This is a genomic window from Burkholderia sp. MSh2 (assembly GCF_000731655.1).
GTDB lineage: Bacteria > Pseudomonadota > Gammaproteobacteria > Burkholderiales > Burkholderiaceae > Burkholderia > Burkholderia paludis.
The window spans coordinates 1-14,489 of record NZ_JPGM01000086.1 but is presented as its reverse complement, the minus strand read 5'-3'; the positions used below and the strand labels follow the sequence as shown (position 1 = coordinate 14,489).

The 14,489-nt window shown below is 69.3% G+C and carries 13 protein-coding genes; 3 read left to right on the top strand and 10 right to left on the bottom strand.

All coding sequences use genetic code 11. The features are described from left to right. Positions 1 to 169: 169 nt before the first annotated feature. Positions 170 to 364 (top strand): hypothetical protein, encoded by a 195-nt coding sequence (locus GQ57_RS34625; protein WP_034200226.1) that lies wholly within the window; start codon positions 170 to 172, stop codon positions 362 to 364. A 28-nt stretch (positions 365 to 392) separates the two neighbouring features. Here the strand turns inward: GQ57_RS34625 and GQ57_RS34620 are convergent, their stop codons facing one another. Both GQ57_RS34620 and GQ57_RS34615 read right to left on the bottom strand, forming a co-directional pair. Continuing rightward, positions 393 to 932 carry a cytochrome b gene (locus GQ57_RS34620; RefSeq protein ID WP_034200225.1) on the bottom strand — a complete coding sequence of 180 codons (540 nt, stop codon included), beginning with the start codon at positions 930 to 932 and terminating at the stop codon, positions 393 to 395. Between the two features lie 170 nt (positions 933 to 1,102). Beyond that, complete coding sequence (locus GQ57_RS34615; RefSeq protein WP_034200224.1) at positions 1,103 to 2,053, bottom strand: helix-turn-helix domain-containing protein; 951 nt, start codon at positions 2,051 to 2,053, stop codon at positions 1,103 to 1,105. 388 nt (positions 2,054 to 2,441) lie between these two features. Here GQ57_RS34615 and GQ57_RS34610 point away from each other — a divergent pair, with 388 nt between their 5' ends. After that, positions 2,442 to 3,929 carry an aldehyde dehydrogenase family protein gene (locus GQ57_RS34610; RefSeq protein ID WP_034200223.1) on the top strand — a complete coding sequence of 496 codons (1,488 nt, stop codon included), beginning with the start codon at positions 2,442 to 2,444 and terminating at the stop codon, positions 3,927 to 3,929. Positions 3,930 to 4,043: 114 nt separating this feature from the next. On the opposite strand, the gene GQ57_RS34605 is transcribed toward GQ57_RS34610, so the two are convergent. The 5 genes from GQ57_RS34605 to GQ57_RS34585 form a co-directional block, all read right to left on the bottom strand. Then, positions 4,044 to 5,135: a porin gene (locus tag GQ57_RS34605; RefSeq protein WP_031403304.1), complete on the bottom strand. Its 1,092-nt coding sequence runs from the start codon at positions 5,133 to 5,135 to the stop codon at positions 4,044 to 4,046. 150 nt (positions 5,136 to 5,285) lie between these two features. Then, positions 5,286 to 6,008: an SDR family NAD(P)-dependent oxidoreductase gene (locus GQ57_RS34600; RefSeq protein ID WP_034200222.1), complete on the bottom strand. Its 723-nt coding sequence runs from the start codon at positions 6,006 to 6,008 to the stop codon at positions 5,286 to 5,288. Beyond that, positions 5,986 to 7,107, bottom strand: coding sequence for a 2,3-butanediol dehydrogenase (locus tag GQ57_RS34595; RefSeq protein WP_031403302.1), 1,122 nt, complete (start codon positions 7,105 to 7,107; stop codon positions 5,986 to 5,988). The genes GQ57_RS34600 and GQ57_RS34595 overlap by 23 nt, the downstream gene beginning before the upstream one ends. Position 7,108: 1 nt before the next feature. Beyond that, positions 7,109 to 8,407, bottom strand: coding sequence for an MFS transporter (locus GQ57_RS34590; RefSeq protein WP_034200221.1), 1,299 nt, complete (start codon positions 8,405 to 8,407; stop codon positions 7,109 to 7,111). An 18-nt stretch (positions 8,408 to 8,425) separates the two neighbouring features. Further along, a complete protein-coding gene (locus GQ57_RS34585) occupies positions 8,426 to 8,959 on the bottom strand; it encodes a 2,4'-dihydroxyacetophenone dioxygenase family protein (protein WP_034200220.1) in 534 nt (177 codons plus the stop codon). A gap of 178 nt (positions 8,960 to 9,137) precedes the next feature. Between GQ57_RS34585 and GQ57_RS34580 the strand changes: the two genes are divergently transcribed. After that, complete coding sequence (locus tag GQ57_RS34580) at positions 9,138 to 10,118, top strand: helix-turn-helix domain-containing protein (RefSeq protein WP_031403299.1); 981 nt, start codon at positions 9,138 to 9,140, stop codon at positions 10,116 to 10,118. 95 nt (positions 10,119 to 10,213) lie between these two features. Here GQ57_RS34580 and GQ57_RS34575 read toward each other — a convergent pair whose 3' ends face one another. The 3 genes from GQ57_RS34575 to GQ57_RS34565 all read right to left on the bottom strand — a co-directional run bounded on the left by GQ57_RS34575 (position 10,214) and on the right by GQ57_RS34565 (position 14,191). Beyond that, positions 10,214 to 11,779, bottom strand: a complete 1,566-nt coding sequence (locus tag GQ57_RS34575) for a GMC family oxidoreductase (protein ID WP_034200219.1) — start codon at positions 11,777 to 11,779, stop codon at positions 10,214 to 10,216. A gap of 153 nt (positions 11,780 to 11,932) precedes the next feature. Beyond that, positions 11,933 to 12,901: a helix-turn-helix domain-containing protein gene (locus tag GQ57_RS34570; protein WP_034200218.1), complete on the bottom strand. Its 969-nt coding sequence runs from the start codon at positions 12,899 to 12,901 to the stop codon at positions 11,933 to 11,935. Between the two features lie 342 nt (positions 12,902 to 13,243). Further along, positions 13,244 to 14,191 carry an aldo/keto reductase gene (locus GQ57_RS34565; protein ID WP_031403296.1) on the bottom strand — a complete coding sequence of 316 codons (948 nt, stop codon included), beginning with the start codon at positions 14,189 to 14,191 and terminating at the stop codon, positions 13,244 to 13,246. Positions 14,192 to 14,489: the final 298 nt, after the last annotated feature.

The window sequence follows — 14,489 nt, the reverse complement described above, 5'->3', positions numbered from 1 at the left end:
ACGCCGGACATGTCAAGGATCGTCAATTCCGGAGTGCAGAGGTTGTGGTTTGCCGGCGCAGTGGCGATAGTCTGCGCGAGCCTTCGGGCGCATGCCATGCAGACGCGGATCAGAGGGGAGTCGCTCCATCGGGAGCGGCGCTCCCTGCCCCGCACCTTTGAAAATCCGAATGACGTTCATCCTGCCGCACAATCCCCGCCAAGACCGGCGCAAACGCGCCGAAGCACTGTTCATCGAAGTGACCGCGGATGACGGATTCATCCGCGAATCCCTGCGCATCGTCGCCGAGGCGCGGGCGCGCATCCTGGATTCAGGCTCGCCGATTCCCTGTGCCGATCCCGGCAAGGCGGCCGGGGGCGCCTGAACGCCCGCCGCCGGCCGACCGGTCACGCTCAGATTCCCATCCGCCCGGCGACGCCGTCACGATCGACGAACTTGTGCTTCAGCGCGGCCGCGACATGCAGGGCCAGCAGCAAGCCCAGCGTCAGTACCAGCGCGCGATGCAGCGTGTCGGTCAGGAGTCGCAACGGTTCGTCGCGGCCGACGAGCATCGGCAGATCCGCGAGGCCGAAGAAGCTGACCGGATGCGCGCCCGCGAGGCGGTGCACGTAGCCCGTCAGCGGCACGAGGAACAGCAGCAGGTACAGCACGCCGTGCAGGGCGCCGGCGATCCGCGCCTGCCAGGCCGGCACGCTGCCGGGCAGCGGCGGCGGCGTGTGCGTCGCGCGCCATACGAGGCGCGGCACGGTCAGCACGAAGATCAGGCTGCCGATCGACGCGTGATAGAACAGGATGCCGTTGAACGACGGCGAATTGTGCGGAAACGTATCCATGTAGAGCCCGAGCGACAGGTTCGACAGGATCAGGATCGCGACCGACCAGTGCATGGCGATCGCGAAGCGCGTGTAGGCGGCGTGGTTGGGCTGTGACATGAGCGGTCTCGCAATATCGGGTGGGGCGTCGCGCGCCCGCGCGTCCGGTGCGGCGAACGGCGTGGCGACGTCCGGTATACCGGCGTCCCGCCGGTTTTATTCCCGCTGCGTGTTGCGTCAGGGGCTTTTTTTTGGCCGCCGTGCCGCACGGGGCCGCCGGAGACGGCGCGTCAGGCCGCCGAACCGGTGCGGCGAGCGAGCCGGTAAGCGCCCGGGCTGCATCCGAACCGCGCCTTGAACGCGCGCCCGAAATGCGTGATGTCCGTGAAGCCGCATGCGATCGCCAGCTCCAGCAGATTCCGGTTGGCGTCCGCCGGATCCTCCAGCGCGCGCCGGCTCGCCTGCAGCCGGTATTCCTGGATCAGGCTCTGCGGGGTCTGGCCGGTGGCGGCGAGCGCGCTGTAAAGCGTGCGCCGCGATACGTTCAATGCGCTGGCGAGCCGGTCCGGCGACAGATCCGGCTCGTGACAGTGATGCGCGAGGTGGATTTCGGCATTCATCCGCAGTGCGGCACTGCGCGCGTCGGCGCCGGAGAGCGAATCGCCGGCTTCGCGGCGGATCACCGAATCGAGCAGCATCAGCGTCGACTGCTCGAAGCCGAACAGGCTCTCCGGATCGTTCTGGACCTGCCCGTCCATCAGGTAATGGATGGACTGGAGCGCCAGCCGCGCATTGCCGACGGTCTGGCGAACCCGGACGCCCGCGCGCTCCACGAACCAGCGCCACATCGTGCTGCTGCGCGGCGGCGTGAGCGCGGCGACGAACCGCGACGCGTGCGCGGATTCGATCCGGTACGGCTGGGTCGCGTCGTAGATCACCCATTCGCCGGGCGCGACGGTCGACGTCGTGTTGCGCTGCGTGACGCGGCTTTGTCCGGCGATCTGGAACAGGATCTTGTAGCAGTCGCTGTCGGTACGCGCGGCCAGCGCGCGATCGCGATCCACCCGGACCGCCGTCGTGTCCACCTCCGCCAGGCGCAGCCCGCCCACCGCCGCGACGCGCACCGACATCCGGAACAGCGGGCCGGTGTCCTGGAAGACCAGCGGCAGGAAACTGTCCGCGACGAGTTCTCGCAGGTTGGCGCTGCCGTTGCTGGCGCTGACGACGAGTTCATGTGTCATGACCGGAAGAGGAAAGGTGCCGGAAACGCATCAAGCGTAATCCAAACGGCCGGGGCCCGTACGGCCGCCGCGCCGTTCTGCACGCTGAGCCCAAAAGCGTGCACGGAGCGCCGATGGGCGCGCGCGACGCGCTCCTAGAATCGGAACGTGGCCGACTGCCGTTCGCGCGCAGCGGGCGTTCGCCGCGGCGATTTCCGCCGCGATACCGCGAGCCGATACGCCGCCCCGACGACGTCGGGGGCAGGCCAGGCGCTCCCGCAGCACGGTCGACGAGATCGTCACCGGCCGGCCCGGCCGGCGGGACGTCGACGGCGGGAGTCGCGCGACCCGGCCCGCGAAGGCGGCCCGACCGGCTTTTCATCTCAATCGTTATCCGGAGGTAGGACAGATGGCACTGGTACAGATGCTGGGCGAAGTCCGTGAGTTTCTCGCGCGCGCGCATGGCCAATACATCGACGGTCGCGCGGTGGCGGGCGGCGGCGAACTTATCGAAGTCGTGAACCCGGCGACGCGCCAGGTCATCGGCTCCGTCGCGCAGGCGACCGACGACGAGATCGACGCGGCGCTCGCCTCGTCGCATCGCGCGTTTCGCGGCGCGTGGGCCGGCACGACGCCGGCCGACCGCGAACGCATCCTGTTGCGGTTCGCCGATCTCATCGAAGCGCACGGCGAGGAGATCGCGCAGATCGAGACCGCGCAATCGGGCAAGCTCATCGGGGTGTCGCGCATGATCGAGGTGGCGTGGTCCGCGCGCTGGTTGCGCTATTACGCGGGCTGGGCCACCAAGATCGCGGGCGAAACGCTGGCGCCGTCGTTTCCGAGCATGAACGGCGAACGGTACACGTCGTTCACGCTGCGCGAGCCGCTGGGCGTCGTCTTCGGCATCATCCCGTGGAACTTCCCGGTGATGATTCCCGTATGGAAATTCGGTGCGGCGCTCGCGACCGGCAATACGGTGCTGATCAAGTCGTCGGAATTCACGCCGCTCACCATGCTGCGCATCGCCGAGCTCGGCACCGAGGCCGGGCTGCCGCCGGGCACGCTGAACGTGATCAACGGGACGGGCAGGATCGGCGGCAAGGTCATCGGGGATCCGCGCGTCGCGAAGGTCTCGTTCACGGGCTCGGCGCCGACCGGCCGCGTGGTCGGCGAGGCGGCCGTCGACGCGAACTTCACGCGCGTCACGCTCGAGCTGGGCGGCAAGAACGCGGCCGCGTTTCTGCCGGATACGCCGGTCGAGAAGATTCTCGACGGCGTCGTCGAAGCCGGGTTCCTGCACAGCGGGCAGATCTGCGCGTCGGCGGAGCGCTTCTTCGTGCATCGGTCGCAATTCGACGAGGTGGTCGGGAAGTTGAAGGCGCGCCTCGACCAGTTCCAGCCGTCCGACCCGATGGACGACGCGGGGATGATCGGCCCGGTCTGCAACGGGCCGCACTTCCGCAAGTGTCTCGACGCGTTCACGCAGGCGCGGGCGGAAGGCGACGAGATCGTCACGGGCGGCACGGCGTACGCGCGCGACGGCTTCTACGTGAAGCCGACGCTCATCGTGCCGAAGTCGCTGCAATCGAGCGTGTACCGCAAGGAAGTGTTCGGGCCGGTCGGCGCGTTCGTGCCGTTCGACGACGAGGAGGAACTCCTCGCGATGATGAACGACACGCCGTTCGGACTGACCGCGAGCCTGTGGACGAACGATCTCGCGAAGGCGCTGCGCCATGTGCCGCGCATCGAGGCCGGCACGGTGTGGGTGAACATGCATACGCTGGTCGACCCGGCCGTGCCGTTCGGCGGCGCGAAAGGGTCCGGGGTCGGTCGTGAATACGGATCGGCGTTCATCGACGCCTATACGGAGCCGAAGTCGGTCACGATCCGGTTCTGAGTGCAGTACAGGGGCGTTGCCGCGCGAACGCACGGCAACGCCCCGGCGCAGTCGGCCGGGCGCGAACCGGGCCGATTGCGCCGGCCGGCGTCGCGGCCGACGCCTCATGCCGCGTCAGAACCGGGTGCTGAACCCGATCCGCGCGATCGACTGCAGCGCGCCGCTTGACGCGCCGTCGGCGTCCATCACGCCGTTGATCTGCGCGTTGCTGCCGTGGCTGGCGCGCTGATGCACGCCGGCCACGTACACCATCGTGCGCTTCGACAGCCAGTACTGGACGGCGGCGAGAAACTGCTGCGCGTGCGCGTTGTCGAGCGTGTCGTTGCCCTTCATGTACGTGTAGCTCGCGCCGACCACCCAGGCGGGCGACGGATGCCACGACGCGCCGGCTTCCGCCGACCAGACGCCCGCGCCGTTCTGCGCGTTGCGCACGGTCGTGAAGAGCGCCTTCCCGGTGATCGTGCCGAGCGTGTAGTGCATGCCCGCGCCCCAGTTGCGCACGCTGGTGGCCGGCAATCCGTCCGCCGCGCCGTATTTCTCGTTCGTATAGGCCGCGCCCGCGCCGAACGGGCCGTTGTCGTAGCTCGCGCCGACGCTGACCGTGTTGTTCGCGCCGATCGAGCCCGCGACGTTCCCGAAGCCGTACAGCGCGCCGAAGGTCAGGCCCGACAGCGACGGGCTCGTGTACTTGACCGAATTCGCGACGCGGTTGCTGCCAGCGACGCGATCCCAGTCGAATGCGCCGGTCGGGTTGTTCGGCAGCGCGAGCTTGTCGAACGGCCCGTTCCGGAAGCCGTACAGGCCGACGAGATCCTGCGCGATCTCGTTGCCGCTCGCGGCCAGCGAATCGACCATGAACTCGTACTGGTTGCCGAGCGTGAGCTTGCCGTAGCGGTCGTTCTCCAGCCCGACGTAGGCCTGCCGCGCGAACAGCCCGCCGCCGATGATCGAGCCGTTGCCGAGCGAATACTGGTTGACGAGCCGGAAGATCGCGCGCGTGCCCGCGCCGAGATCCTCCTTGCCTTCGAAGCCGAGCAGGTTCGGAAAGAAGATGTTGTCGTCGAATTTCGGATTGCCGTGGCCGCCCTCGTTGCTGACGTAGCTGATGCCGGCGTCCATCAGCCCGAACATCGTCACGCTGCTCTGTGCGAACGCCGCAGCCGGAATCGTGCAGGCCGCGAGCGCCAGTAAAGTCTTTTTCGTCATCTCCAAAGTGCTCCTCACATGTTTCCGATCGAGTCGGATATTTTTGATGGGACTACTGATTGATATGAACAAGGCCGGGCGCGGGAACCGGCGTGCGCGCGGGGCATCGGGGCGGGGGCATTCGCCCGCCGATGCCCCGCGCGCGCCGCGCTAGACCGTCGAGTACCCGCCGTCCACCGGCACGACCGCGCCGGTCACGAACGATGCGCCGGGCGAGCACAGAAACAGGATCACTTCCGCGACTTCGTCGGTCGTGCCCCAGCGTGCGAGCGGCGTGCGCTCGAGGATGCGCCGCGACGCCTGCGCGTCGGCCATCAGGCCGGCGCTGAGCGGCGTGTCGATCCAGCCGGGCGCGACCGCGTTCACGCGGATGCCGCTGTCGGCCCACGCCTGCGCGAGCGAGCGCGTGAGTTGTGCGACGCCGCCCTTGCTCGCGCTGTATGCGGGGCGGATCTTGCTGCCGAAGTACGTGTACATCGACGCGATGTTGACGATGCTGCCGCCATGCGCCGACAGGGCTGGCCGCGCGGCGTCGGAGGCGCGCATCACCGACGTCAGGTTCACGTTCAGCACGCGCTCGAACTGGTCCATCCGGTATTCGTCCGCGTGCCGGCTGATGCCGACGCCGTTGACGAGCACGTCGAGCCGCGGCAGCGCGGCGATGGTGCGCGTCAGCGCGTCGCCGTCGGACACGTCGAGTTCCACGCAGCGGATGTCCGCATGCACGGGCGCGTGCAGGCCGGTCGCATCGAGCCCGAGCGCGAGGACCGACGCGCCCGCCTGCGCGAATCGCAACGCGGTGCGCGCGCCGATACCCGATGTGCCGCCCGTCACGACGACGGAGCAGCCCTCAAACGTCCACTGACGACTCATGCTCGATGCTCCCTGTGGTGTGCGCGCGCCGGGCCGGCCGTTGCGCGGGTGAAACGAGGATCTTGATCTGCGTGCGGTCGGCGAGCAGCGCATCGAAGCCGTCGGCGACGGCATCTTCGAGCGACACGGTGCGCGTGACGATCGACGTGAGGTCGAGCGCGCCCGACGCGACGATGCGCAGCAGGTCCTGATACGCATGCCGGTAGCCGACGCTCGCGGTGAAGGTCAGCTCGTCGTTGACCGCGCGGAACGCGTCGAAGCCGGCATGCGGCATCAGGCCGACCATCACGACGCGGCCGCCCTTGCGCAGCGCGTGCATCGCCGCTTCGAACGTGGCCGGCAGCCCGGCCGCCTCGAAGCTTGCGTCGACGCCGAGCCCGCCCGACGCCGCGTGGATCGCGTCGCGCAGCACGGCCGCGTCGAGCGAGCGCGCGTTGAACGTATGCGTCGCGCCGAAGCGCGCGGCGGCCGCGAGGCGTTCGGGCGACACGTCGACCGCGACGATGGTCGTCGCGCCCTGCAGCTTCGCGAGCTGGATCAGCAGCAGGCCGATCGGCCCGAGCCCGAATACCGCGCACGTGTCGCCGAGCCGGAGCTCGGCGCGGCGCAACGCGTGCAGCGCGACGGCGGCGGGCTCCATCACGGCGGCCTGCTCGAGGCTGACGCCGTCCGGCAGCCGGTGCAGCATGTACGACGGCACGACCGCGAAATCGGCCATCCCGCCGTCGCCCATCAGCCCGGCGAAGCCCATCGACACGCACAGGTTGTACGACCCCGAGCGGCAGTACGCGCACTGGCTGCAGCGGTACTCGGGCTCGACGGCGACGCAGTCGCCCGGGTTCAGCGCCGTCACGCCTTCGCCGACCTCGACGACGGTGCCGCAGAACTCGTGGCCGAGCGTCAGCGGCGCGGTGCGCCGCGACAGCGGATGCGGCGTGTCGACCGGGATGGCGTGCGGGCCGTCCGCGTATTCGTGCAGGTCGCTGCCGCAGATGCCGCAATATGCGACCGCGATGCGTACCTCGCCGGGGCCGACGCGGGGCACGTCGATATCCACGAGACGGACGTCGCGCGGGCCATGCCATTGAAGGGCGCGCATGTCATCGGCCTCCGAGGTTCTGCGTATCGAGACGGTTCGCGGCCGCGCCGGCGAGCGCGCGCTTGCGCAGCACGGCGGGCGCGGTCTCGACGAGCCCGAACGACAGCACGCACGCGAGGATCGCGCCGCCGGCCGACGTCCACATCGTGAACTGCAGGCCGTACTTGTCCGCCGCGAAGCCGGCGACGGTCGGCGCGACGAAGCCGCCGATCAGCTCGCCCGCGCCCATGATCAGCCCGAGCGCGCTGGCGATCGCGCGCGGCGGCACGGTTTCGGCCGGGATCGTCGCCATGAACAGCGTGAAGCAGCCGAGCCCCGTGTAGGTCGCGAGCACGAGCGCGCAGAGCGCGCCCAGCGAATTCGCGTGAAGCATCGCGATGGGGCAGGCGGCGGCGATCAGCGCGAACAGGATCATCGTCGGCTTGCGGCCGATCCGGTCGGAGATCGCCGGCACCGCGAAGCCCCAGAACACCCACGCGGCGCCGAGGCAGGTCATCACGACGCCCATGTCGGCGGGCGACAGGTGGCGGCTTTCGACGAGGAATACCGGCGCGAACGAGATGATCACGATGAACCACGTGAGGAAGAAGCAGCTGATCAGCATGCACAGCAGGATGTTGCGTTCCTTCAGCAGCGCCCAGCGGCTGATCGCCGCGCCGCTCGCGGCCGGCGCGGCGGCCGTGTCGGCCTGCACGTGCCGCACGCCGCCGGGCGGCACTTCACGCACCCAGCGCCAGATGCAGAACGCAATCAGGAAGCCCGGAATGCACGACACGTAGAACGCCTCGCGCCAGCCGTACGCGGTCGCGATGCCGATCACGACCGGCGGGCCGATCATCGCGCCGAGCAGGCCGGCGGCCGAGCCTTGCAGCAGGCCCATGTTCAGCCCTCGACGGCTGGGCGTGGAGCTCTCGACCATCAGCGACTGCGACAGCGGCAGCACGGGGCCTTCGGCGATGCCCATCAGCGCGCGGAACGCGATCAGGCTCGCGAAGCCGCCGACGAGCCCCGACAACGCCGAGCACACGGAAAAGCCGAGCACGGCCGCGACCAGCAGCGGCTTGCGCGTGCCGCGCGCGTCGGACCACGCGCCCGTCGCGGCGCCGGACAGCGCCCACGTGAGCGCGAGCGCGGACGACACCATGCCGAGCTGCGCGTTGGTCAGGTGCAGCTCGGCCGACATGAACGGGAACAGGAACGACAGCGCGAGGCGGTCGAAGAACACGAAGCCGAACGTCATGAACAGGATCAGCAGCAGCCTGTTCTCGTACGTCCATACGGTACGGGGGGAGGATGTCATGATGAGCCTCGTCGCGCGTCAGCGGAACAGTTTCTCGATCGCCTGCGCGCCGAGGCCGACCTTCTCGTAGTGCGCCTTGCACATCGCGATGTACGAATGCACGTCGAAGTAGCCGTCGGGGTTGCCCGCGTCGTCGAGCCAGATCAGCGGCCCCTTGACGATGAAGAACGCGCGCATCGGCTCGGGGTGATCGAACGCGACCAGCGTGTGGCCCTCGCCCGGCGTCTCGTAGACGAAATCGCCGCGCGTCGCGGTCCATTCGTGTTCCAGGTAGCCCCATTTGCCGGACAGCGTGTACGCGAAGACTTCATGCGGGTGATAGTGCCGGTTCACGAGCCCGGCTTTCCTGGCCATCAGGATGTCGCACCATTTGTTCTGCGACGGCGAGATCCACAGCGGCCGCGACGAAACCGTTTCGGTGAACGGAACGTAATAGCGCTCGTCGTCGGTGGCCGCGTTCTCGATATAGGCTTCCGGCAGCGCATCGGGCTTGAACGGATTGGCAATCGGCGGGATGTTTTGCCAGAATTCGGCTACGGCTTTGTCGACCACGGGTTGTCTCCTGGTGTATGGGTTGTCGTGGGCTCGACTTTAGCCAGCCGGTGTGCGCCGCTCTTGACTGGGCTGGACGAATTGCTTGACCGCGCCGGACATTGCATCGCACCAAAATCCAGACGAACCATCCCCCAAACCGTGCCGCTCCGCACGACAGGCGCCAGCAGGAGGCGACGTGACGAATTCGACCGTTTTTTCATGCACGCGAGGCTCGACGGCCGACGTGCCGGCGCGCGACAGGATGGCCTATTGGGATGCGTTCAATGCGGCGACGCTGGTCGGCCTGCGCTGCTCGTCGCTGTCGCCGGCCGGGCTGGAGGTCGAGAAGACCGACATCGCGCTGCCGGGCCTCGGCATTGCCGACATCAGCGGCCGGGATCACGTGATCGAGCGCAGCCCCGCGCTGGTGCGCCAGTTGCCGAAGGAGTCGCTGTTCGCGTGCCAGATCGTGAGCGGTCGCGCGTATTTCATCCAGCGCGACCGGTGCCTGCTCGCGGAAGCGGGCGACGTGGTCGTCTACGACACGCGCGTGCCCTATCTGTTCGGATTCCTGACGCCGATGCGGCAGTTGCTGATCGATATCCCGATCGCGTCGTTCGACGACCGGCTCGATACGGAACTGGCCGCGCTGCCGCTGCGGATCGCGCCGAAGCCCGGCGCGGGCGCGATGCTCGGCGCGACGTTGCGCGCGAGCGTCGAGCGGTTCATGAAGGCGCCCGTCGAGCGCGACGCCGCGCGGTTCGCCGAACACACGCGCACGCTGATCGCGGAGCTCATCGACGCGGAAGTCAACGGCGCGGGCGCCTCGCGTGCGTCGCTGTCCTACCTGCTGACCGCGAAGCAGTACATCGCGACGCATCTCGGCGAGCCGGAACTCGGGCCGCAGGCCGTCGCCGATGCGGTCGGGCTGTCGCTGCGCCATCTGGGGCGGCTGTTCGCGGCCGAAGGCGAGTCGATTACGCAGCACATCTGGTCGGAGCGGCTGTCGCATGCGCATCGCGAACTGACCGATGCGCGGCTGCGCAAGACGAGCATCGGCGAGATCGCGTTTCGCTGGGGGTTCTCGAGCCAGGCGCACTTCAGCCGCGCGATTCGCGAGCGCTACGGCGCGTCGCCGATGGCGCTGCGCGATGCGGCGCGCGCGGCCGGGAACTGATCCGGCCGTCGGCGGTGTGGTGCGGCGGCGCGCGGCTGGCGCGCCGTTTGCATGTTCGGCGCCGTGCGGCGCACCGCGCGCATACGCGCGCCGCGTCATTCCGCGAGCATGAACTCGGCGCAGCGCTCCGCGATCATGATCGTCGGCGCGTTCGTGTTGCCGGACACGATGCGCGGCATCACCGACGCATCGCAGATCCGCAACCCGTCGACGCCGCGCACCGCGAGGCGCGGCGTGACGACCGCGTGGTCGTCGCTGCCCATGCGGCAGGTTCCCGCCGGGTGATAGACGGTTTTCGCGCGCTGCCGCACGTAGTCGGACAGCGCCGCATCGGTCAGCGTCTCGGCCTCCTGAACGATGCGCGCGAGCGACGGCGCCCGCATGATTTGCCGGGCGAGCGCGACGCCGCGCACGAGGCCTTCGACGTCCGCCGGGTCGGACAGCGCACCGCTGTCGAACCGGATCGGCGCGGCCGGATCGCTTGCGCGCAGTTGCACGGAGCCGCGCGAGCGCGGCCTGAGCAGGCACGGGTTGATCGACAGGCCGTGGCCGGGCAGCGGCGCGCGATCGACGTCGCCGACGAGCGTCGGCAGCACGTGGAACTGGATGTCCGGGCGGCCGCTGCCGGTGGTGTCGACGAACGCGCCCGACTCGACGACGTTCGACGTGAGCAGGCCCGTGCGGCACAGCATCCACTGCAGCCCGTGCCGCAGCGCCTTCAACCCGCGATCCTCGCCCAGCAGGCTGATCGGCGCGTGGCTGCGGCCGTAGATCGAGACTTCGAGGTGATCCTGGTAATTCGCGCCGACGTCGCGGCTGTCGTGCAGCACGTCGATGCCGTGCGCATGCAGGTGCGCGCCGGGCCCGATGCCGGACAGCATCAGGAGTTTCGGGGTGCTCAGCGCACCGGCCGCGAGTACCACGTCGGCGCGCGCGGCGGCCGCCCCCGTCGCGCCGCTTTCGGTGCGCCATTCGACGCCGGTCGCGCGTCGGCCGTCGAACCGGACGCGCGTCACGCGGCAGCCGGTCAGGACGCGCAGGTTCGGATCGCCGATCGCGTCGGCGAGGTAGGTGGCGGCGGTGCTGCCGCGCTGCCCGTCGAAGATCGTCGTGTGGTAGAAGCCGGCGCCGTGCTGCGCGGCGCCGTTGAAGTCGTCGTTGTAGGCGATGCCGGTTTCCTGCGCGGCCTTCACGAACGCGAGGCTCAGCGGATGCCGGAAGCGCGTGTCGCCCACTTTCAGCGGCCCGTCGGTGCCGTGGAATGGCTCCGAAAGCCGCTGGTGCGATTCCGCGCGCCTGAACGCCGGCAGCACGTCGTCCCAGCCCCAGCCGGTGCAGCCGAGCGCGGCCCAGTCGTCGTAGTCGTCACGGGTGCCGCGCACGTACAGCATCGCATTGACCGAACTGCCGCCGCCGAGCGTGCGGCCCTGCGGCACGTAGGTCGTGCGTCCGGCCGCGCCGGGTTGCGGCTCGCTCTCGAACGTGACGGTGCGCCGCGTGCCGAGCACGCGGATGAACGTCGCCGGAATCCGGATGAACAGGCTGTCGTCCTTCGGGCCGTCCTCGAGCAGCAGTACGCGCCTGCCGGCCTTCACCAGCCGGTGCGCGACCGTGCAGCCGGCCGAACCGCCGCCGACGACGATGTGGTCGTACGTCTCCATCCCGCTTCTTCTCCTTGCTGTCGGGCGGCGAAACGAGTGCCGCCGCGCAGGAAGCCAGCTTAGCGACCGCAATGCGGCCCCATTTGACCGGGACGGACACCGTGCTTGCCTCGCAGGGACACGGCGGCGGGGAGCGGGCCCGCGCGCGTCGGGCTATTGCGCGGGGGCCGGCGCGCGCGATTCGCTCGGCGTCTCGCCGAAGCGGGCGCGATAGCTGCGGCTGAAGTGCGCGCTGTTGTTGAAGCCCCAGCGGAACGCGATCTCGCTGACCGTCAGGTGCTTCAGCGACCGGTCGCGCAGGTCGGCGCGGCAGCGTTCGAGCCGCCGCGCGAGGATGTAGCGCGTGAGCGGCATCCCTTCGATCTCGAACACGCGCGCGAGCTGGCGCGGAGACAGGTTGATCGCGCGGCTCACCGACTGGCTGTCGAGGTCGTCGTCGGCGAGATGGCTGTCGATGAACGCCTTCGCGCGCGACAGCGTGTGGACGGTCGACTTCGTCGGCGATGCGTCGCCGTCGCGCAGCCGCAGCATCGACTGCACGAGATCGAGGATCGCGGCGGCGCGCCGTTCCCGCGCGTCGGGCGTCGGCTCCTGCGGCGCGGCGAGCAGCGCGTACACCTGCCGCACGGCCCACGACGTCACGCCGTCGCCGCGGTCGATCTTGACGAGGCTGCGATAGCGCCACGGGCCGACGCGTGCCTCGAACACGTCGCGCGGCACGTCGAGCACGGTCATCGCCATGTCGGCGGGGAAGCCGTGACCGTACGGCATCGACGTGTCGTACAGCACGAGGTCGCCCGGCGCATGCTGCATGCAGTCGACGTCCTGGAACGTATAGCCCTGCCCGGCGTGCATCAGGCAGATGAACACGGCGTCGCGCTGGTCCGCATGGATGTTGTGCGGCGTGCGCACGACCGCGTGCCGGTTCGCGACGATGTCGCATGCGCCGAACAGCCCGAGATCGCGCCTGCGCAGCGTCGCGTCGATGCCCTCCGACGATTTGCCGCTGCATTCGATCCGTACGAGCGTGCGTGCGACATGGTCGACCCAGAAGTCGACGCGTTCGTGGCCGCGCACGGCGCGCGTCGAGATCGTCGCGATCTCCGTGCTGGTGTCCGGCATGACGTTCTCCCAATGACCGCCCGAGCGGCGCAGTCTCGGGCACGTCGAACGGCGCGGTCAATCGGTGAAAGACCGGGGCGGGGCCGCGATCCGCTTGCCTTGGGGCGTTGCGGCTGCTCCCACGATCGATGTCCGTCCGGGTCAACGGAAGTGGCCGCGCCAGTCAAAACATGCGGGCGGTTTTCGGGTAGGCGTGACGGGCAGCCGGCAGGCGTCGCCGGTTTGCGTCGAAGAAGACGGCGGCCCGGGGGAAATGTCTTGCCCGTCACGCTGTCCGCGGGGCGGGTTGCGGCGGAACCGCCGGGCGGGCGCGACCCCGGGGCCGGCCCGCCGCCATCGGGCTTACGTCGCGCTTGCCTCGTCGATCACGCGGATATCGTCCTGATCGAGTTGCACGCGGATCGCTTCGCCGAGCGATTCGAGCTGTGCGAGCGACGTCGCGCTCGCGATCGGCGCGGTGATCGTCGGCCGCGCGATCTGCCACGCGAGGGCGATCGCGGCCGGCTGCGTGCCGTGCTTCGCCGACACGGCGTCGAGCGCCGCGAGGATGCGCAGGCCGCGTGCGTCGAGATAGCCGGCGACGCGATCGCCGCGCACGCTCTTCTTCAGGTCGGCCTCGCTGCGGTACTTGCCCGACAGGAAGCCGCTCGCGAGCGCGTAGTAGTTGACGACACCGAGCTTCAGGTCGCGCACGACCGGTTCGAGATCGTGCTCGTAGCCGGCGCGGTCGATCAGGTTGTACTCGGGCTGGATGACCTGGTAGGCGGGCAGCCCGTCGCGCCGGCTGATGTCGGCGGCTTCGCGCAGCCGCGCGCCGCTGTAGTTCGAGGCGCCGATGATGCGCACCTTGCCGGCGTCGATCAGCGCCTGGTACGCGCCGAGCGTTTCCTCGAGCGGGGCCGTATCGGCGAGATCGCGGTGCGAGAAATACAGGTCGATGTAGTCCGTCTGCAGGCGGCGCAGCGAATCGTCGGCGGCCTTCAGGATGTTGTCCTTCGTGAGGCCCGCACGGGCCGCGAGCAGGCCGACCTTGGTCGCGATCACGACCTGCTCGCGCTTGCCCGAACGCTTGAGCCACTTGCCGACGATCGTTTCCGATTCGCCGCCGCTGTTGCCGGGTACCCAGGCCGAATAGACGTCGGCGGTGTCGATGAAGTTGATGCCGGTGTCGGCGAGCGCGTCGAGCAGCGAAAACGATGTGTTCTCGTCGACGGTCCAGCCGAAGACGTTGCCGCCGAACGCGAGCGGCGAAACCTGCAGGGTCGACGTGCCGAGGGTGCGTAGTGCCATGTTCTGCTCCGATAACTGCGGGGTGACGGAATGGAACTGCGGGATGGGCCGACGCGACCACGGCGGGACGACGGATTGCGCTGTGACGTGGCGCCGTTGTCGCGGGACGCCGGACATTCTCGCCGATCGTTCCGATTCGTGCAGGCGGCGCGCCGGCGTGCCGGCGCGATCGCGTGCGGTACGCGGCAGATGGCGGACGTTTCGTCCGTTATCCGATCGTTTCGGATGCCTGCGTTCGATCGGGCGCGGATTTTTGCGGCGGTGTTTACGACGGGGAAGCGGGAGCGGCGTGCGGGAG